This window comes from Caenimonas soli (genome assembly GCF_013155545.1).
Classification (GTDB): Bacteria; Pseudomonadota; Gammaproteobacteria; order Burkholderiales; family Burkholderiaceae_C; genus Ramlibacter; species Ramlibacter soli.
In genome coordinates, this window is sequence record NZ_JABJVV010000002.1 from 242,008 (window position 1) to 260,834 (window position 18,827).

Sequence of the window (18,827 nt, forward strand, 5' to 3'; positions counted from 1 at the left end):
ATTTTAAAGGAACCATGATGCGCAAAACCGTTGATTTCTTCTTCGACGTCGGCAGCCCGGCCTCGTACCTGGCCTGGACGCAGTTGCCCGGAATGTGCGAAAGCCACGGCGCGGAACTCGTTTACCGGCCGATGCTGCTCGGCGGCGTCTACCAGGCCGTGGGCAACGCCTCGCCTGCCACCATTCCCGTGAAAGCGCGTTACTGGCAGCTGGACTACGAGCGCCACGCCCGCCGCTATGGCGTGCCCTTGAAGGAGAACGTGCACTTTCCCATCATCACGCTGTTCCTGATGCGCGCGGTGACCGGCGTCCAGCTGCGCCGCCCCGAGCAGTTGCAGCAACTGCTCGGCTGCGTGTTCAAGGCGCTCTGGATCGATGCGCTCAACCTGAACGAGCCGCAGCTCACGGCCGACATCCTGAAGGCCGGCGGCTTCGATCCGGCCGAGATCGAACGCCTGACGCAGGACCCGGAGACCAAGGCCGCGCTCAAGGCCGCGACCGAGGAAGCCGTCAAGCGCGGCGTGTTCGGGGCCCCGACGATCTTCGTCGGCGACCAGATGTTCTTCGGCCAGGACCGGATGGACTTCGTGCGCGAAGCGCTCGCGGCCTGAGCACCGGCGTCATCAGGAGACAACCATGGAACAACGACTCTGGCATGCGGCCTACCCAGCCGGCCTTCCCCGAGACCTGGACATTGAGGAGAGCGAGACGCTCGTGACGTTACTCGAGCGTGCCTTTGCGCGGTACGCCCCGCGCACCGCCGTCAGCTGCGCAGGTGAATCCCTGACCTTTGCCGAGGTGGAACGTGCATCGGCGCTGCTCGCGCGCTCGTTGCAGGCTGCAGGTCTCCAGCGCGGCGATCGCGTCGCCCTCCTGTTGCACAACAACCTGCTCTATCCGGTGGCTTTGGCTGCGATCCTGCGGGCCGGCATGGTTGGTGTGACCATGAATCCGCTCTATACGGCCCGCGAGCTGCAATACCAGCTGGGCGACTCAGGCGCCGCCGCGCTGCTCGCCGGAGAGCCCTTCATGCCGCTCGTGAGCGAGGTGCTGAACCAGACGCAGGTGCGGCATGTCCTGACAGTGCCCATGCAAGGCGTGAGGCAGGCACTGCTCGCTCCCACCGCCCAGTCCGCGGCGCAGGCCGGCAGCCGGGACACCCGGATCGTATCGCTGCGTGATGCGATCTCCGGCCTGCCGCCATCCGGCTTCACCGCCGCGCAAGTCCAACCCTCGGACCTTTCTTTCCTGCAGTACACCGGCGGCACCACCGGCGTTTCGAAAGGGGCGTGCCTGACGCACCGCAGTGAACTGGCGAGCGTGCTGCAGATGCAGTCCTGGCTGCGGCTCGCGGTAGACCTGGAAAACCTCGAACTGATCACGCCGCTGCCGCTGTACCACATCTACCCGCTAGGCATGGCCTTGGCGGCCCTGGCTAGTGGCGCCCACAACCGCCTTGTCGTCAATCCGCGCGACACGAAGGCGCTGTGCGAAGAGTTGCAGCGGGCACCCTTCGACATGCTGATCGGCGTCAACACGTTGTTCAACGCCATGGTGGCCTCGCCGGAACTGTCGAAGGTGGACTTCTCCCGCTGCCGCCTGGCCGTGGGCGCAGGCGCGTCGATCCAGGCAGCTGTCGCCAAGAAGTGGGTGGAGGCAGGGGGCCCGCCAATTACCGAAGCGTATGGGCTCACCGAAACTTCGCCCAGCGTCAGCTTCAACGCCCCAGGCCGAAACGGCACCATCGGGGCGCCGGTGCCCTCGACCGACGTCCTGATCGTTGATGACGCGGGCCAACCAGTCCCGCTCGGCACGCCCGGTGAGTTGCTTATCAAGGGGCCCCAGGTGTTCGCGGGCTACTGGAATCGCGAAGAGGAGACCCGCAAGGCATTCACCGCCGACGGCTGGTTCAAGACCGGCGATGTCGTCACGATGGATGCGCAAGGACTGATGTACATCGTGGACCGGAAGAAGGACATGATCCTGGTGTCCGGCTTCAACGTCTACCCCAACGAGATCGAGGGTGTGGTCGCCATGCACCCGGACGTGGTCGAATGCGCGTGCATCGGCGTGCCGGACGAGAAATCGGCCGAAGCACCCCACGTCTTCGTGGTGCGCCGCTCACCCGGGCTGCTGGCTGAACAGCTCGAAGCGCACTGCCGCAAGCTCCTTGCGCCTTACAAGGTGCCGCGGCACATCACCTTTGTTGAAGCTTTGCCGAAGTCAGCCGTGGGCAAGATCCTGCGAAAGGAGCTGCGGCCGCAGAGTGTCGCCGCAGGCTGACCAGGTCGGGATATGCGCTGACTCAGCGCGCGATCTCCTCAACCCAACATTTTTGCCCGGTTTCGACCGGTGCATGGAGACAAAACATGAAAACACTGACTCGCAGACTCTTTGATGCCGCGGTTGTCGTGGTCGCGCTTTGCAGCGCCGCCGCCGTCGCCGCGCAGCCCTATCCGAACAAATCCATCCTGATATCAAGGTAGCTTACCCGGCCGGGTTCGGGGTCGATGCTTCAGTGCGGCCCTCCGCACCCGTGCTGCAGCGCGCCCTTGGACAGACTCTCGTGATCGACAACATGCCCGGTGCGAACGGATCCATCGCGGCGATGAACGTCTTGAACGCGTCGCCCGATGGATACACGCTGCTCGCCACCGCGGGTCCGGATTTCGTGGTGGCGCCGCTCACCATCGCTTCGGCCAAGTACACGTTCGACAGCTTCAAGCTCATCGGTTCGTTCGGCAGCGCGGACATGGTCCTCGTCAGTCATCCCGACCGCCCTTTCAGCAATCTCAACGCGCTCGTCGATCAGGTGCAAAAGCCTGGCGCGAAGGAGCTTTCCATTGCCCACTGGGGCCAGGGCACGCTCGCTCATCTCGCGGCCGCTGAATTCCAAGGGCGGGTCGGCGTCAAGCTGCTGGAGGTGCCATATAAAGGCATCGCTCCCGTTGCCACGGCCGCCGGTGGCGGCGAGGTGGACCTCGCGTTTGTTCCTTTTGCAGGGCCGATCTTGGGAATGATTCAGACCGGGCGGATCAAGGCCATCGCCATCGCCAGCGCCAAGCGACACGCGCTCCTGCCGGAGATCGCGACGCTGAGCGAGCACGCTCGATTCAGGAACTTCGAGTTCGGCATCTGGACCGGCCTGTTCGCGCCCGCGCGCACGCCCGATGCCGTCGTCGCGCGCCTGACCAAGGCCTTTCACGAGTGGAACGACAGTCCGGAATTCCTCGCGCTCGCGACCGCGCAGGGCTTGCGCAGGCTGGATTCAATGACGCCGCCGCAGGCCGCGGCCTTCTTGCGTGCAGAGAACGAGAAGTTCACCAACATCGCGAAGACCCTCAATCTGGTGGCGCAATAACGTGGCCGCGCGAGAAGGGCCCACACAATGACCGTTCGAGACTTTCATTTTTACGAGCCCGCCAAGGGCCACGGGCTGAGCCACAACCCGCTCAACGCGCTGGTCGCCCCGCGGCCCATCGGCTGGATCTCGTCGCGCGACGCGCAGGGGCGGGTAAATCTGGCGCCCTACAGTTTCTTCAACGCGTTCAACTACGACCCACCGATCATCGGATTTTCTTCGATCGCCTGGAAAGATAGCGTCCAAAACGCATCGGAAACGCGCGAGTTCACCTGGAACCTGGTCACCCGCGAATTGGGGGACAAGATGAACCAGACCTCGGCACCGCTTGCGCACGGCGAGGACGAGTTTCCGTTCGCCGGCCTCACAGCCGTGGCGGGTCGCATGGTCAACGTTCCGCGGGTGGGCGAAAGCCGCGCGGCCATGGAATGCAAGGTGATCGACATCGTGCAGTTCCGAAACACCGCAGGCGAGAAGGTCAGTGGCTGGCTCGTATTGGGGGAAGTGGTGGCGGTGTACATCGACAAGACACTCCTGAAAGACGGCGTCTATCAGACGGCCGAGGCCTATCCGATCATGCGGTCCGGCGGACTGAATGACTACGTCCAGGTTTCGCCAGACAATGTCTTTCAGATCGGCCGACTCGCGGGCGCCAGCAGTCCGACGTCGCACGGCAAGGGATAGCAACTGGGCTTGCCCCGTCATGCCCCTGCTCAGACCGCTTACGCGTTGACGTCGACGACGGTGCGGCCGCGGACCTGTCCCTCGAAGATCCGCCCGACGATGGCGGGCACATCGGCCAGGCCGATGACCTGGGTCGTGCGGGCGAGCTTGGCGAGGTCCAGGTCGCGGGCGAGTCGCGCCCATGCCTCGACGCGAACGTGCTGCGGGGCGTTGACGGAGTCGATGCCGGCGAGGGTCACATTGCGCAGGATGAAGGGCAGCACCGACGCCGGAAGATCCAGCCCTTGAGCCAAGCCGCACGCCGTCACCACGCCGCGATATTTCGTTTGCGCCAGCACGTTGGCCAAGGTGTGGCTGCCCACGGAATCCACGGCGCCGGCCCATCTTTCCCTCGCGATGGGCGCGCCTGCTTCCGAGAGGGTCTTGCGATCGAGGATCTCGGCCGCGCCCAGGTCGCGAAGGTACTGGCTTTCCTGCAGCCGTCCCGTGGACGCGATGACGCGATAGCCGAGGTCCGACAGCAGCGCGATCGCAATCGAGCCGACGCCGCCGTTCGCGCCCGTGACGATGATGTCGCCACGGTCGGGTGTGATCCCTCCATGCTCGAGGGCGAGCACGGACAGCATCGCCGTATACCCAGCCGTTCCGATGGCCATGGCATCTCGCGTCGAGAATGCTTCCGGGAGCTTGATCACCCACTCACCCTTGACGCGTGCTTTCTGCGCGTAACCACCGTGGTGCGTCTGGCTCAACCCCCAGCTGTTGACGACCACACGGTCCCCGACGGCGATACCGGGATACGACGATGCCTCGACCGTACCCGCCAAGTCGATGCCCGGGATCAGTGGGAACGTCTTGATGACGTCAACACGGCCGCTGATCGCCAGCGCGTCCTTGTAGTTGACGGTCGAATAGTCGACGGCAATCGACACGTCGCCAGGCATGAGGTCTTGCTCGCTCATGTCGACCACGCGGGTCGAAACCGTCTTGCCGTCTTGGGTGGCGAGTAGTGCTTTGAATGTCATGATGCAGCCCAGGCTTTCAGGCGGGTGTCACGAGATAAATGCCCGGCTCGGCCGAGAGCCCTTGCTTGACCTGGCGTGTGCGCTCGTCGGCCAGCACTTCCTCGGCGCCAGCTTCGACTGCGTCCAGGACGTGGCGCACGACCACCTCGGGCGAGGACTTGGGCATGTCGATCGCGGTTGTCATATCGGTGTCGACGAAGGCGACGTGCATGCCGATTACTTGCGTCTTTTGGGCGCGCAGTTCGTGGCGCAGGCTGTTGGTGAGGCCCCAGGCTGCCGACTTGCTGGCGCCGTAGGTGCCCAGCGCCGGGCGGTTGATCCAACTCGCGATGGAGAGCACGTTCAGGATCGCGCCACCGCCATTCGCCGCCAGCACCGGCGCGAATGCCTTGCTCAGGCGCAACGGACCGAAGAAGTTGGTTTCAAGCTGTGCGCGCGCGGATTCTTCACTGCCCTCCTCAAGGAAGCCGCCGAAGTTCGCGATGCCCGCATTGTTGATCAGCAGCGTGACGTCGCCGCAACGCGCCGCGGCAGCTGCGATCTCCGCGGGATTGGTCACATCGAGTTGGATGGGCTCAACGCCGGCCAGTTTGACGCTCGCCGGGTTTCGCGCGCCGGCGTATACCTTGCGCGCGCCGCGGGCCAGCGCCTCGCGGGCGAAGGCCAGCCCGATGCCGCGGTTGGCGCCGGTGATGAAGACGATGGCGTTGTCGAGTTTCATGGTGAGGTTTCCTGGTGATAGGGTTGAGGTGACCGAACGAATATGATTAACGTCATATTCGAGTGGATGCAATTGCCGCGAGAGACCGAGTGAACACGGCTCAGTGCTGTCGAGGGGTGTCGTACTGGGCCAGCAGCTGGCGGCGCACCGCGGCCAGCAGCGACTTGCCTTCGGCATTGGCGCCAAGGGCGCGCGCCATCTGCAAGGCGCCCACCATCTGGCTCGCGATCGAGGCGGCCGCTTCCGGCTCGACGCCTGGCGGCAATGCCTGCTGCACAGCATCCAGCATCCTCCGGACACTCTGCGCGGCGGCCTTTTGCACTGCCGTCGATTGGCGCGGCATCTCGGACGCGAGCGCGGCCACGGCACAGCCAATTTCGGCGCTCTTCAAGTGGGCCTCGGACAGATAGCCCACGACCAGTTTGTGAAAGGCGCTGTTGCCTCGCAGTCGCGCGTCCTGGGCGCTGCTGAGAACGTTCTTGGCGTTCTCGAGCCCTGCGCTCTCGATCGCCTCAACCAGCAACGCATCGCGCGACGGAAAGTGCGCGTAGAAGCCGCCATGCGTCAGCCCGGCCTCTTTCATGATGTCGGCGACGCCAACACCGGCGAAGCCCTCGCGCCGGATCGCCCGCGCGGCGGCCTCAACGATGCGTTGATGGCTCATTTCCTTGCGGCCGGGTTGGCGGGTCGTGCTCACGGACGGATTCTAGCGCAAAATATGATGCACATCATATCATCGGCCACACGCCCTGGCGACCGATGGTAAAAGTCGCTCAGCGCCTTGACACGAGGGCCGCGACGGCATACGCTTTATCATTGAACGATCGTTATTTAACTTGCCGGCGTTTGAAATTACCGTTACGCAACTGGACAGCAGCGTTCAAGCCTTCATTGACAAGCGCGCTCCGCAATTCACCCTGAAAGCATCCAAGGACAAGCATCATGAGCAAAGACATCGTCATCAGTTCCCCCGTGCGCAGCGCCATCGCCAGTTTCGGCGGATCGCTCAAGACGACGCCCACCGCCGCACTGGGCGCACATGCCATCGCCGCCGCATTGCGCCGTTCCGGTCTCGACCCGGCACGTGTCGATTCCGTGGTGATGGGCAATGTCGTGCAAGCCGGCAATGGCATGAACGTGGCTCGGCAGGCGGCAATCCACGGGGGCTTGCCGGTGAGCGTACCCGCCATGACCGTGAACCGCGTCTGCGGCTCCGGCGCCCAAGGCGTCGCGACCGCGTATGCGGAAGTGCTCGCCGGCGTTTCGCGCATCGTGATCGCCGGAGGCGTCGAGAACATGGACCGCGCGCCCTACCTGCTGCCCGGCATGCGCTTCGGCGCCCGCATGGGAAATGTCGAGGCCATGGATTCCCTGCTGCTCGACGGATTGAACGACGCGTTTTCCGGCAAGCATTCCGGTTGGCACACGGAGGACCTGGTGCAGAAGTACGGCGTCTCGCGCGAAGCCCAAGACGCCTTTGCGGCGCAAAGCCAGCAGCGGTTCGCGGCGGCCCAAGCAGCGGGATGGTTCCAGGAAGAGATCGAGCCGTTGACGATCAAGGGCAACAAGGGGCCGACGATCTTCGCCGCGGATGAAGGGAACCGTCCCGACACCACGCTGGAAACGCTCGCACGCCTCAAGCCCGCGTTCCGCCCCGACGGCACGATCACTGCAGGCAACGCACCCGGCATCAACGGCGGCGCCGCCGCCATGATCGTCTGTGAAAGTTCGGTAGCACGTGAAGCCGGCTTGACGCCGTTGCTCGCCATCCGCAGCGTTGCGGTGGCAGGTGTCGAGCCGGGCTTCTTCGGCTTGGGGCCTTTGCCGGCTATCCGTCAGGCGCTCGACCGCGCGGGGTGGAAGGTGGGCGACGTCGATCGCTACGAAGTCAATGAAGCTTTCGCGTCCATCGCAATCGTGGTGCGCGATGAACTCAAGATCGACCCGGCACGCTTCAACATCGATGGCGGCGCGATCGCCCACGGCCATCCGATCGGCGCCACCGGCGCGATCCTCATCACCAAGGTCGCCCATGCGCTGAAGCGAACAGGTGGCAGCAAAGCGGTGGTGTCGCTGTGCATCGGCGGTGGGCAAGGCATCGCGTTGTGCCTCGAGCGCGTTTGATCATTCGCATCCATCATGGCCAAGCGCTTTGCCAAGAGCGGTTACATCGTGTGGAGTCTTTCGTGAGCTTCGAGGCAAACGGCGACCGGGCAACTTTCCAGCTGCGATTCCGTTCGCTGGTTGGCGAAGCGAACGAGGTCACGTGCCCGTGTGACGCGGCGGGTCATGTGGTCATGGACGAGATGAGCGAACGTGCCCGCAGCAGCTACTTATTTGCCCGCGCGATGGTCGGCCGGTTTTATGCGCCACCGGAGATCACGCCTGAAGTACACCGCGAACTGGCCTTTGCCTGAACAGCTCCCCAATTCCTTGTGATCCAACCATGACCGAGAAGCGCGCACTCTGTTCGGGCTGCGACATCTATTGCCAGGTGCTCGCGGAAACGCCCGAGTCGGGCAAAGTGGGAGACGTCCGGGTGAAGGCGATGGACCCGCGGCCGCTCAAGGCCAACATCTGCATCAAGGGCGTCCATGCGCCGGCGGGTTTCAGCCATCCGGAGCGCGTGCTCTATCCGCTCAAACGGACGGGCCCACGCGGCAGCGGGCAATGGCAGCGTGTGAGCTGGGAACAAGCCATGGACGACATCGGTGCACGCCTGGCGGCCATCGTCGCAAAGCATGGCGCCGAGGCACTGACGGTGTCGACCTCGCAGTGGAACACGCAGACCGACAATGGCGCCGCGCGGCGCTTCATGAACCTGCTCGGTTCGCCCAACTGGATCAGCGGCGTAGCACTGTGCTCGGGCAACACGGCCGCGATCAACCGCATGGTCTACGGCTGGTACCCGTATCCGGATTACGCGCAGGCGAATTGCATCGTGCTCTTCGGGCACAACCCCAAGCAGCACTCCTGGACGCCGATCTACAACGCCATCCGCCGGGCGCAGGAGCGCGGCGCCAAACTGATCGTGATGGACCCGCGCAAAAGCGAGAGCGCCGAGCGCGCCGATCTCTGGCTGCCGTTGAAGCCCGGCACGGACGCTGCCATGTGCTTCGGCTGGTTGAAGGTCATCCTCGACGAGGAGCTGTACGACAAAGCCTTCGTCGAAAAGTGGACCACTGGCTTCGCTGAGTTTCGCAGGCGCGTCAACGAGTTCCCGCTGGAGCGCGTGGCCGCCATTACAGGCGTCGCCCCTGAACTGATCGCCCAAGCGGCGCGCATGTACGCCACCACCGGTCCTGCGGTGATCCCGTGGACACCGATCACCGACCAGCAGCGCAACTCCACGTCGGCGATTCGCCTGATGTGCAGCCTGCGCGCGCTCTGCGGCTATGTCGACGTGCCGGGCGGCGAACTGTTGCACGGATTCCATCCCGACATCATTCATGAGTCGGAGCTCGAATTGCATGACGCCCTGCCCGAAGCGCAGCGTGCGAAGCAGCTGGGCGCGGACAAGCATCCTGCGTTCACGTACCGCGGCACCGCGGCGCTGGGAGAACCGGCCAAGCGGGTTTGGGGCTATGAATGGCCGAACATCGTGAGCGGCAGCTACATGGCCAATCCTTCGGCCGTGTTCCGCGCGATGGCCGACGGCGACCCGTACCCGGTCAAGGCATTCATCACGCTGGGCAACAACACGCTGATGAGTTTTGCCAACATGCAACTGATCCAGCGCGCGATGATGAACCAGGACCTCATCGTCGCCGTCGAGCACTTCCGCACGCCCACCGCGCAGCTGGCCGACTACATCCTGCCGGGAGATGCGTGGCTGGAACGCAATTGCCTCAGCGACGCATTCGGCTGGACCGCGATCTATCGGCCTTCGCAGAAAGTCGTCGAGCCGCCGGGCGAGTGCCGGGGCGTCTATGACTTCTGGCGCGAGCTGGCGATTCGCATGGGCCAAGGCGAACAGTTTCCCTGGCCCACCAACGAAGACGTTCTGGATCATCGGCTCCAACGCATGGGAATGAACTTCGAAACGTTCGCCGAGAAGCACCCCTATCATCTGCACAAGCCGCGCTACCGCAAGTACGAACAAACTGGATTTGCTACCCCGTCGGGAAAGGTCGAATTGAGTTCGAGCATCCTGGGCGAGCTCGGCTTCGATCCATTGCCTTACTGGCGCGACGATCCGCCGCACGACCCGGCATGGCCACTCACGATGTTCATGGGCGTGCGCGAGGACGAGTACTTTCAGACCGGTCACCGGCACATCACCGCACTGCGCGTGCGAAGCCCCGAGCCAAAGATGTTCATCGCAGCGGCGACGGCGGCGCGGGCCGGCCTGGCCGAAGGTGAATGGGCCGAAGTGGTCACGCCGCAAGGCCGCGTCAAACTCAGGACCGCCATTCGCGCCGAGATGCCGGAGCAGACGGTGCGGGTGCCGCACGGCTGGTGGTTGCCGGAACGACCGGAAGGCGACGGCACGCTCTCAGGTGCGTGGGAATATGCCGACGCGCAGATCTGTCCCGATGACGATGACTATCTCGACATGGAGCAGGGCATCCCGCACCTCAAGGGCATCCCCTGCAATGTGCGGGCGATCGAGACGCCGGCCCACTGGATAAAGTGACCAATGCGTCACACCCTCGTCGCAGCAGTCTCGGCACGGAAATCGCTTGGCGATCTCCCCGTCCACTTCCTGAACGCCTTGCGAAAGTTGGACGGATCCGAAAAGCCGACGCGCTCGCAGACATCTTCGACCGACAGCGAAGTGCGCTCGAGGTACTCCACGGCAAGCGTCCGGCGCACATCGTCGATGATCGACTGGTAGGACAATTCTTCCGAGGCCAGTCTGCGGTTGAGCGTGCGCAACGACATGCCGAGGTGCGCGGCAATCTCATCGATTTTTGGAAAGCGCCCTGGCTGATTCACGAGGATGACTCTGATGGAGTCGCCGAGCTCCGACCCCGGGGGTTGCTCCGACAGGACCTGCTCGCAAAAGCGCTGGCAAACGTTGGCCACCACCGGGTTCGCGTTCGGCAACGGCAAACTCCAGGCCGATTCGGCGAAGTGCCACTCCATGGTCTCGGCTCCAAACTCGACCGGGCAGTTGAACATTTGGCGGTAGGTTCGCCAATGAGGTGGCGCAGGGTAGGGAAGCAGCATGCGCGTGGAAGGAAACGGCGCCTCCATGACGCGGCTGAGGAAGGCATGGTTCGAGCTGCGCCAGAACTCCGCAACGAATGGCAGGAGTTCGCCCAGCGACGCCGGGTCATGACTGCGCATCTTGATCGTCCCCCCTTCTATGCGTGCGGCGATCTGCAGCACAGGTCCCGCTTGCCGAAGGTGTCGAAAACTCAGGTTCATCGCATCCCCGAGCGTCTTGCTGCTGGCCAAGGCATAGCCGTAGATGCCGAAGTCGCTGATGCGCTGCCGGGCCCCCGCGCGCAGCGCCACATCCGATCGCTTCGCGAGGCGCTGCGCATTGCGATAGATGGCTAAACGCTGGTCGCGGGAGATCAGCGCTGCATGGTCGTCGAACTGCTCGCCGCGCACCCCCGTACCACTCAGCAAGGCGCGCAACGACACGCCCTGGCTTTCCATCTCTGCGATGAGCGCCTTCAGCCCGAAAAGGCTCAGTTGCGGCGTGTTGCGGTCACCTGGACGGTGGATGAAAGTCAGCTTGGGCACTGCCATCACGAGACCCCGCTAGTTAAGAGTGTGGCACGAACCAACCTGCATATTGGCATTAAATCACCTTTTCCTTCGGAAGTCGCGCTCGGACAATCGCACCAGAAAGAAGGGCTGCGGTGCCCAAATTTTTCCAGATCAACCAGGAGCAACCCGATGAGTGAAGAGATCATCCTCGCGGCACGGCATGGCAATGTGACCGTGCTGACCATGCACTTCCGTCCCTACAACTTGATGTCGCAGACGCTGCTCACTCCGCTGATCGCGAAGATGCGCGACGCCGCCGCACAAGGCAGCCGCGCCATCGTTTTGCGCAGCGGCCTGCGGCATTTCTGCGCGGGTGCGGACGTCACCCAGTTTGACGCGCTCATGGAGCAGGCCAAGAACGACGGTAAAGCAGCGAGTGCACCTGCGTGGAGTCCGGTGGACGTACTGAATGCGTTCGAGACTTTGCCCGTGCCCATCGTTGCAAGCGTTCACGGTGCCTGCCTGGGCGGTGGCGTTGAGCTCGCCTTGGCCTCGGATTACATCATCGCCGCCCGGTCGGCCAAGTTTGGCTCGGTGGAAAGCGCATTGGGTCTGCACCCTCTGATGGGCGGCATCCAGCGGCAAGTTCAGCGCATCGGTGTGGCCCGCGCCAAGGAAATGTCGATGCTCGGCCGCCGGTACGACGCCGAGACACTGGAGCGTTGGGGGCTGATCAACCTGGTCGTAGCGGACGACAAGCTGGAGGAGTCCACGCTGATGGTGGCCCAGGAGTTCGCCAACGGGCCGACGATTGCGCATGCAGTGACCAAGCAGATTGTGCGGGTCGCCGCCAATGAAGGCGTTGAAGCAGCCGACCTGGCGATGGGTGGGTTGCAGAAGGCGATATGGAACTCCAAGGACGTGAGGGTGGGACTCGACTCCTTCCTAAAACAGGGACCCGGTCTCGCCAAGTTCGAGGGGGTCTGATCATGTCCGGACCCCTGCAAGGCTTGAAAGTAGTCGACTTCTCTCGCGTGCTGGCTGGGCCTTTATGCGCCCGGACCCTGGCTGACTTGGGCGCCGAGGTCATCAAGATCGAGCCTCCTCGTCCCGACGTGTCTCGCTTGGCTTTTCCGTTCGTCGACGGCATGTCCGGCTACTACGCCCAGCAGAACGTCGGCAAGCGCAACGTCAGCATCGACCTCAACGTCCAAGGTTCTGTGGACCTGGTCTTGAAAATGATCGACGAGGCAGACATCGTGGTCGAGAATTTTCGGGCCGGAACGCTCAAGTTCTTCGGGCTTGACTATGCAACTTTGGCCAAGCGCAATCCGCGTCTGATCTACGTGTCGATTTCGGGCTACGGTCAAGGCGGGCCCTGGGCATCGCGCATGGCCTATGCACCGACGGTACAAGCAGAGGCCGGCTTCACGCACAACACGCTGCGCCACTACGGAGACGCGCTCAGCCGCCTGCGCCCTGACCCGCTTTCGCACGCCGACGTTTACGCCGGGTTGCAAGCGACCATCGCCGTCCTGGCGGCCGTCAGGGGCCGGGAAGTGACCGGTCGCGGCCAGTACATCGACGTTGCCATGGCAGCAGTCCTGTTGGCCGTCAATGAGCGTGCGCACATCGATATGGCGGGCATCGACACGGGTGCTGAGCCGGGCGTTTTGGGCGCCACCGAAGGCGCCTTCTTCGTCGGGCCAGGGGGCGAGCGCTTCCTGACACCGCAGAGTCTGGTGGGTAGCGGCACGTTCCCGCAGTACCTTGGCGCGATGCGCCGTATCGACTTGGCGAGTGATCCCCGCTTCGCGACCGCAGAAGCGCGAGCGGCGAACTACGACGCGCTCCATGCGATCGTGCAAGCGTGGATACTCACCTTCCGCGACATGGCCACGCTCGATGCACAGTTGGACGAAGCCAAAATTGCAATGGGCCAGATACGGACGACGGAGGAACTTGCGAATTCCGAATGGGCGGAGTACTGGGGTGCGGTGCAGGACGTGCCGGACCGCCGGGGGGGCTCTTACCGTTTGCACGGCCGGCCCTGGCGCTTCTCGGAGGACAAGCTCCCCGCGCCTACGGCGCCTTCGTTCCGCGGTGAGAACAACGCGGAGGTCTTTGCAAGCCTGGGCATGAACCAGGAGCAGATCAAGGCGGCGATTGCGGCGGGCATGCTGGTAGAGCACGTGCCGGAGATTTCCCCTGTGGCCATCAACCCGGCAGCGGCGGGCGTACCGGCCGGCAATGTCAGCGACACTGTGGACGCCTGATCGCCATGACCTTCGAAACCGATCACACGCACGACCCGGCCGTTCAAAGCTGGGGCACCAGCGCGAACGCGCCCGGCACTGAGTTTCCCATCCAGAACCTGCCGCTCGGCGTGTTCAGCACGGCCGCTGCCAAAGAACGCAGGATCGGTGTCGCCATCGGCGACCAGATCCTCGGCATTGGCGCCGCCTTGGACAAGGGACTGCTGCCGGGCCTCGAAGGCTTGTCGACCGCGTTGCGCAGCGACAGTCTCAACTTGCTGATGTCGAGTGGACGCGCTGCAAGACAAGCACTGCGCGATACGGTTTTCACACTGCTGCGCGCCGACAGTGGCCACGCTGCAGCGGCCGGTGCTTGCCTGGTGCCGATGCGCGACGCCCGGATGCACTTGCCGGCGCAGATCGGTAATTTCACCGACTTTTTCACATCCATCCACCACGCGCGCCGTACGGGCGAACTTTTTCGGCCCGACATGCCCGTGGCACCCAACTTCCGGCACATGCCGATTGCCTACCACGGCCGTGCGTCCACGGTGGTCGAGAGCGGGGTCCCCTGCGTCCGGCCGCGAGGACAACTTGCGGATCCACAAGGAGCAGCTCAGGTCTACGCGCCCTCACAACGCCTGGACTTCGAACTGGAGGTGGGTTGCTTCGTTGGCCGCGAAAACTCCTTAGGCCAGCCCATTTCGATCGACGACGCCGACGATCACATGTTCGGGCTTTGCCTGGTCAATGACTGGTCGGCGCGCGACATCCAGATGTGGGAGAGCTATCCCCTGGGTCCGTTCCTCGCCAAGAGCTTCATGACGACAGCGTCGCCCTGGGTGGTGACCCTGGAAGCCCTGGCGCCGTACCGCGTGCCGGCGCCGAAGCGCGACGCAGACGACACGCCGCTGCCGGCGGCGCTCACGTCGACAAGACATGTGACCCAGGGTGGCATCTCGATCTCGCTGAAGGTTCTGCTGCAGACAGCTGCAATGCAAAAAAGCGGCATGGCCCCGGTCGTGATTTCGCAGCCGCAATTCAGCGACCAGTACTGGACGCTGGGACAAATGCTCACCCACCACACCAGCAACGGCTGCAGTCTGCGCACCGGGGACTTGTTGTCCAGTGGCACCGTCTCGGGCCCGGAGCGCAAGGACTCGGGCTGCCTGATCGAGTTCAATGCCGGGGGCAAGCAGGCTCTGCCGCTGCCCTCGGGTGAAACGCGTCTCTTTCTCGAAGACGGCGACACGGTGTGGCTGCGCGGCGTGTGCGAGCGGGATGGCTACAAGCCGATCGGATTCGGCGAGTGCAAGGGCCAAATTGTGAGGGATGCGACATGACACCACGAAATGTGACAGTCGAAGTCAACGGAGTTCCGGTGAGCGCGGAGATCGAGCCGCGCGAATTGCTCGTGCATTTCCTGCGCGACCACTCGGGCATGACGGGCACGCACATCGGCTGCGATACCTCGCAATGCGGCGCGTGCACGGTGCGGATCGACGGCAAGACCGCCAAGTCCTGCACGGTGCTGGCGGTTCAGGCGCAAGGCCACCAGGTCACAACAATCGAGGGGCTGGGCACGCCGAAAAACATGACGCCGCTGCAGGAGGCCTTCACGGAGGTGCATGGGCTTCAATGCGGTTTTTGCACGCCAGGCATGATCTTCGCGGGGCAGGCACTGCTGGACCGGGTTCCCAATCCGACCGAAGAGCAAGTGCGTGACGCCTTGCACGGCAATCTGTGCCGCTGCACCGGCTATCAGAACATTGTCAATGCAGTCATGCTGGCTGCCACCCGAACCGGTGACACAGGCCGCGCTTCAGGCAAGCAGAAGGAGGTCGTGCAATGACCAAGCTCGACGACGCTGCACATGGCAACCTGATCGGGCGATCCGTCACCCGGCGCGAAGACCCGCCTCTTCTCACCGGCCGCGGCCGATTCACCGACGATATCGCGGTCGGGGGCCTGACCTGTGCCATGGTGCTGCGTTCGCCCCATGGCCACGCGTTGGTCAAGTCCATCGACACCTCCACCGCCGCGTCCATGCCCGGGGTAGTGGGCATCCTGACCTATGAAGATCTGCGCGGCAAAGTCGGGGACATTCGCCCCAACTGGGTTGTCGGCCACTCCATCGTTCCAGCCCACCCCCCGCTGGCCGACGGTAGAGTGCGCTACGTCGGCGAAGCGGTCGCGCTCGTCGTGGCCAATACGCGCCAGCAAGCGGCCGACGCGCTTGAAGCCATCTTCGTCGACTATGAAGTCCTGCCTGCCGTGGTGGACGAGGAAGCCGCCGTGCAGGAAGGCGCGCCGCAATTGCATGACAATGTGCCGCGCAATCTCATCGGTGTTTACAAGGCCGGCGGCGGCGACTACGCAGCAGCGGCAGAGGCCGCGGACCATCTGGTTCAGGTGCGACTGATCAACAACCGCTTGATCCCCAGCCCCATCGAGCCGCGGGCCGTGCGGGCGGTCTACGACACGGCTCACGACAAGCTGACCTTCTATCTGCCGACGCAGGTGCCTCACATGTCCAGGCGCTGGCTGGCCGAAACCCTGGGCTGGCCCGAGCACCGGATTCATCTGATCGCGCCCGACATTGGCGGGGGCTTCGGCGCGAAGATGCACTTCTACGCCGAGGAAATTCTGGTTGCGTTCGCCGCCAGACATTTCGAGCGCCCGGTCGGCTGGACCGAGACGCGCAGCGAAGCGCATATGGCCACCACGCACGGGCGCGCGCACATTGAAAATGTGGAAGCTGCGGTCACCAAAGACGGCCGTGTGCTCGGCATCAAGATGCGCTCGTTCGCCAACTTGGGCGCCTACCTGTCGAACATGGCGACCGGCATCCCGACGATCAACCATGTGTCGTTCGTCTGCGGCAACTACGACATTCCCGCGCTGGACGGCGAAATGCGCCTGGTGACGACCAACACCACGCCGGTGGACGCCTACCGCGGCGCCGGCCGCCCCGAGGCCGCGTACCTGATCGAGCGGACCATGGACGCGGTCGCCGCCAAACTCGGCATGGATCCGGTCGAACTGCGTCGCATCAACCTGATCCGCAAGCATCAGTTTCCCTACCGGCCCTACGGGCACCCGCTTTTCCTGTGGGACACCGGCAACTACGAGGGTTGCCTCGAGGCCGCGGTCAAGGAGATCGACTACAACGGATGGCGCGAAAAGCAGGCGGCTCTGCGGGCGCAGGGGCGCTATGTCGGCATTGGCGTCACCTGCTACATGGAACTGGTCGGCATGGGCAGTTCCGCCGCGCTCAAGATGGTTGGGTTCAACCGCGGCGGCTGGGAAAGCGCATTGCTGCGCGTCCATTCGGACGGCAAGGTCACGCTGTTTTCGGGGTCCATGCCACAAGGCCATGGGCACGCGACAAGCTACGCGCAGATCGTAGGCAGCGTGCTGCAGTTGCCGATAGACGATATCGACGTCGTCCAGGGCGATACGGACCGTGTGCCCTTCGGCCACGGCACATTCAACTCGCGCTCCATGGTTGTGGGCGGCTCCGCGGCTCACAATGCGGCGCAAAAAGTGCTTGCCAAGGCGAAGCTCATCGCCGCCACCATGCTGGACACGAAGCCGGAGCACGTCAACTATGCCGAGGGAACATTCAGCGTCGCCGGCGAGCCGCAAGCGCGCAGCGTCGGCTTTGGCCAGGTCGCGCGCATGGCGTACGTGAGTTCCAATCTTCCCCTGGGCATGGAGCCCGGCCTGGAAGAAACAGTGTTCTACCAGCCCGAAGAAATGGTGGCGCCATTCGGCAGCCACGCGGCAGTCGTCGAGGTCGACATCGAGACGGGCGAGGTGAAGATTCTCGATTATGTCGCCGTGGACGACGTGGGCAATCTCATCAATCCCATGCTGTGCCATGGACAGATGCACGGCGGCATCGCCCAGGGCATCGGCCAGGCCTTGTACGAGGGCGTCGAATACGACGAGACCGGGCAGCTCCTGACCGGTTCACTGCTCGATTACGCCGTGCCAAAAAGCGATCAGGTCCCGATGATGCGAACCAGCTTCCAGGTGACCCCGACCACGGTGAATCCGCTGGGTGTCAAGGGCATCGGTGAAGCCGGCTGTGTCGGAGCTCCGCCGGCCATCGTCAGTGCGGTGTGCGACGCGCTCAAGAGCTTTGGCATCACCCACATCGACATGCCGTTGACGCCACCCAAGGTGTGGCGTGCCATCCGTGCAGCACAAACCGCCGGGAAACAGGAGTTGACCCAATGATCCCGAGTGCATTTGAATACGTCCGGCCCAGCAGTTTGTCCGAGGCACTTGCGCAACTCGCCCAAGGGGGCGATGGTGCGAAGTTGATGAGTGGCGGCCACTCGCTGCTGCCCATGATGAAACTGCGCCTGGCGGCCCCCGGAACCCTGATCGACATCGCCGAACTGCCCGAACTTCAAGGCATCATGATCGGCACCAGCGAGGTCGTCATTGGCGCGGCGACAACCCACGCCCAAATCGAACACCACCCTGAGCTGCTCCAGGCCTTGCCGCTGCTTCCGAGCATCGCCGGCCTGATCGCCGATGCGACCGTGCGCAATCGCGGCACGATTGGCGGGTCGCTGGCGCACGCCGATCCCTCGGCCGATTGGCCGGCGGCGATGTTGGCGCTGGACGCGACGATCGAAGCCATGGGGCCCCAGGGCCAGCGTTCGATTCCCGCCGCTTCGTTCTTCAAAGGCCTGTTCGAAACTGACCTGCGGCCCGATGAAATCATCGTCCGTGTGCGCATCCCGGTGGTGTCGAACCGGCGCGGAAGCTATCGCAAATTCCGCCATCCAGCCTCGGGCTATGCCGTCGTCGGCGTGGCGGTGGTTCTGGCGTACGAGGCCAACCGCTGCAGTGGTGGACGGATTGCGGTGACTGGTTTTGCGGCCCATGCCTTCCGTACAAAAGCCGCCGAAGCCGCGTTGGCCGGCTATGCCGGCCAGCCCGACCAGACACAGCGCCTGATCGACCTGGCATTCACCGGGGCGTCACCGCTGGAAGACCGCTTCGCCGACGCCGACTATCGCAGCCAACTTGGGCGCACCATGCTTCGCCGCGCGCTGGCTGATGTGATTTCCCTTGATTGATCAATACGGTAATAAGGA

Annotated in this window: 17 protein-coding genes; 13 read left to right on the forward strand and 4 right to left on the reverse strand. The window is 63.9% G+C overall.

The window, feature by feature from the left end:
* Positions 1-17: 17 nt before the first annotated feature.
* The 4 genes from HNE04_RS04530 to HNE04_RS04545 all read left to right on the forward strand — a co-directional run bounded on the left by HNE04_RS04530 (position 18) and on the right by HNE04_RS04545 (position 4,045).
* The gene (locus tag HNE04_RS04530) at positions 18-611 is read left to right on the forward strand and encodes a 2-hydroxychromene-2-carboxylate isomerase (RefSeq protein WP_172217162.1); all 594 of its coding nucleotides are present in this window, start codon (positions 18-20) and stop codon (positions 609-611) included.
* A 25-nt stretch (positions 612-636) separates the two neighbouring features.
* Positions 637-2,283, forward strand: a complete 1,647-nt coding sequence (locus HNE04_RS04535; protein ID WP_172217163.1) for an AMP-binding protein — start codon at positions 637-639, stop codon at positions 2,281-2,283.
* Positions 2,284-2,536: 253 nt separating this feature from the next.
* Complete coding sequence (locus tag HNE04_RS04540) at positions 2,537-3,361, forward strand: tripartite tricarboxylate transporter substrate binding protein (RefSeq protein ID WP_207717439.1); 825 nt, start codon at positions 2,537-2,539, stop codon at positions 3,359-3,361.
* Between the two features lie 27 nt (positions 3,362-3,388).
* Positions 3,389-4,045 (forward strand): flavin reductase family protein, encoded by a 657-nt coding sequence (locus HNE04_RS04545; RefSeq protein WP_172217164.1) that lies wholly within the window; start codon positions 3,389-3,391, stop codon positions 4,043-4,045.
* Between the two features lie 38 nt (positions 4,046-4,083).
* On the opposite strand, the gene acuI is transcribed toward HNE04_RS04545, so the two are convergent.
* From acuI to HNE04_RS04560, 3 genes are all read right to left on the reverse strand, one after another.
* Positions 4,084-5,070 carry an acrylyl-CoA reductase (NADPH) gene (gene acuI, locus HNE04_RS04550; RefSeq protein ID WP_172217165.1) on the reverse strand — a complete coding sequence of 329 codons (987 nt, stop codon included), beginning with the start codon at positions 5,068-5,070 and terminating at the stop codon, positions 4,084-4,086.
* A 16-nt stretch (positions 5,071-5,086) separates the two neighbouring features.
* A complete protein-coding gene (locus tag HNE04_RS04555; RefSeq protein ID WP_172217166.1) occupies positions 5,087-5,791 on the reverse strand; it encodes an SDR family oxidoreductase in 705 nt (234 codons plus the stop codon).
* A gap of 100 nt (positions 5,792-5,891) precedes the next feature.
* Positions 5,892-6,488 carry a TetR/AcrR family transcriptional regulator gene (locus HNE04_RS04560; RefSeq protein ID WP_328700259.1) on the reverse strand — a complete coding sequence of 199 codons (597 nt, stop codon included), beginning with the start codon at positions 6,486-6,488 and terminating at the stop codon, positions 5,892-5,894.
* A gap of 242 nt (positions 6,489-6,730) precedes the next feature.
* Between HNE04_RS04560 and HNE04_RS04565 the strand changes: the two genes are divergently transcribed.
* From HNE04_RS04565 to HNE04_RS04575, 3 genes are all read left to right on the forward strand, one after another.
* Positions 6,731-7,915 carry a thiolase family protein gene (locus HNE04_RS04565; RefSeq protein ID WP_328700262.1) on the forward strand — a complete coding sequence of 395 codons (1,185 nt, stop codon included), beginning with the start codon at positions 6,731-6,733 and terminating at the stop codon, positions 7,913-7,915.
* Positions 7,916-7,977: 62 nt separating this feature from the next.
* A complete protein-coding gene (locus HNE04_RS04570; protein ID WP_172217170.1) occupies positions 7,978-8,208 on the forward strand; it encodes a hypothetical protein in 231 nt (76 codons plus the stop codon).
* Between the two features lie 29 nt (positions 8,209-8,237).
* Entirely contained in the window at positions 8,238-10,427 is a 2,190-nt protein-coding gene (locus tag HNE04_RS04575) for a molybdopterin-containing oxidoreductase family protein (protein WP_172217172.1), read from the forward strand.
* 8 nt (positions 10,428-10,435) lie between these two features.
* Here the strand turns inward: HNE04_RS04575 and HNE04_RS04580 are convergent, their stop codons facing one another.
* Positions 10,436-11,494 carry an AraC family transcriptional regulator gene (locus HNE04_RS04580; RefSeq protein WP_172217174.1) on the reverse strand — a complete coding sequence of 353 codons (1,059 nt, stop codon included), beginning with the start codon at positions 11,492-11,494 and terminating at the stop codon, positions 10,436-10,438.
* Between the two features lie 150 nt (positions 11,495-11,644).
* On the opposite strand from HNE04_RS04580, the gene HNE04_RS04585 reads away from it, so the two are divergent.
* From HNE04_RS04585 to HNE04_RS04610, 6 genes are read left to right on the forward strand one after another with little or no spacing between them, the layout of a single operon-like run.
* Positions 11,645-12,442: an enoyl-CoA hydratase/isomerase family protein gene (locus tag HNE04_RS04585; protein ID WP_172217176.1), complete on the forward strand. Its 798-nt coding sequence runs from the start codon at positions 11,645-11,647 to the stop codon at positions 12,440-12,442.
* 2 nt (positions 12,443-12,444) lie between these two features.
* On the forward strand, positions 12,445-13,731 hold the full coding sequence (locus HNE04_RS04590; RefSeq protein WP_172217178.1) for a CaiB/BaiF CoA transferase family protein: 1,287 nt from the start codon (positions 12,445-12,447) through the stop codon (positions 13,729-13,731).
* Between the two features lie 5 nt (positions 13,732-13,736).
* Positions 13,737-15,053 carry a fumarylacetoacetase gene (fahA, locus tag HNE04_RS04595; RefSeq protein WP_172217180.1) on the forward strand — a complete coding sequence of 439 codons (1,317 nt, stop codon included), beginning with the start codon at positions 13,737-13,739 and terminating at the stop codon, positions 15,051-15,053.
* Positions 15,050-15,562, forward strand: coding sequence for a (2Fe-2S)-binding protein (locus HNE04_RS04600; RefSeq protein ID WP_172217182.1), 513 nt, complete (start codon positions 15,050-15,052; stop codon positions 15,560-15,562). Before fahA ends, HNE04_RS04600 begins: the two co-directional genes overlap by 4 nt.
* Entirely contained in the window at positions 15,559-17,955 is a 2,397-nt protein-coding gene (locus tag HNE04_RS04605) for a xanthine dehydrogenase family protein molybdopterin-binding subunit (protein ID WP_172217184.1), read from the forward strand. The genes HNE04_RS04600 and HNE04_RS04605 overlap by 4 nt, the downstream gene beginning before the upstream one ends.
* Entirely contained in the window at positions 17,952-18,809 is an 858-nt protein-coding gene (locus HNE04_RS04610) for an FAD binding domain-containing protein (protein WP_172217186.1), read from the forward strand. Before HNE04_RS04605 ends, HNE04_RS04610 begins: the two co-directional genes overlap by 4 nt.
* The last annotated feature ends 18 nt before the right edge of the window (positions 18,810-18,827 follow it).

Bases quoted from the DNA above. Each gene is read 5' to 3' on its own strand.
- HNE04_RS04555 (WP_172217166.1), bottom strand. From the start codon at position 5,791: ATGAAACTCGACAACGCCATCGTCTTCATCACCGGCGCCAACCGCGGC.
- HNE04_RS04600 (WP_172217182.1), top strand. From the start codon at position 15,050: ATGACACCACGAAATGTGACAGTCGAAGTCAACGGAGTTCCGGTGAGC.
- HNE04_RS04580 (WP_172217174.1), bottom strand. From the start codon at position 11,494: ATGGCAGTGCCCAAGCTGACTTTCATCCACCGTCCAGGTGACCGCAAC.
- HNE04_RS04605 (WP_172217184.1), top strand. From the start codon at position 15,559: ATGACCAAGCTCGACGACGCTGCACATGGCAACCTGATCGGGCGATCC.
- HNE04_RS04575 (WP_172217172.1), top strand. From the start codon at position 8,238: ATGACCGAGAAGCGCGCACTCTGTTCGGGCTGCGACATCTATTGCCAG.
- HNE04_RS04610 (WP_172217186.1), top strand. From the start codon at position 17,952: ATGATCCCGAGTGCATTTGAATACGTCCGGCCCAGCAGTTTGTCCGAG.
- HNE04_RS04585 (WP_172217176.1), top strand. From the start codon at position 11,645: ATGAGTGAAGAGATCATCCTCGCGGCACGGCATGGCAATGTGACCGTG.
- HNE04_RS04590 (WP_172217178.1), top strand. From the start codon at position 12,445: ATGTCCGGACCCCTGCAAGGCTTGAAAGTAGTCGACTTCTCTCGCGTG.
- HNE04_RS04535 (WP_172217163.1), top strand. From the start codon at position 637: ATGGAACAACGACTCTGGCATGCGGCCTACCCAGCCGGCCTTCCCCGA.
- HNE04_RS04545 (WP_172217164.1), top strand. From the start codon at position 3,389: ATGACCGTTCGAGACTTTCATTTTTACGAGCCCGCCAAGGGCCACGGG.
- HNE04_RS04530 (WP_172217162.1), top strand. From the start codon at position 18: ATGCGCAAAACCGTTGATTTCTTCTTCGACGTCGGCAGCCCGGCCTCG.
- fahA (WP_172217180.1), top strand. From the start codon at position 13,737: ATGACCTTCGAAACCGATCACACGCACGACCCGGCCGTTCAAAGCTGG.
- acuI (WP_172217165.1), bottom strand. From the start codon at position 5,070: ATGACATTCAAAGCACTACTCGCCACCCAAGACGGCAAGACGGTTTCG.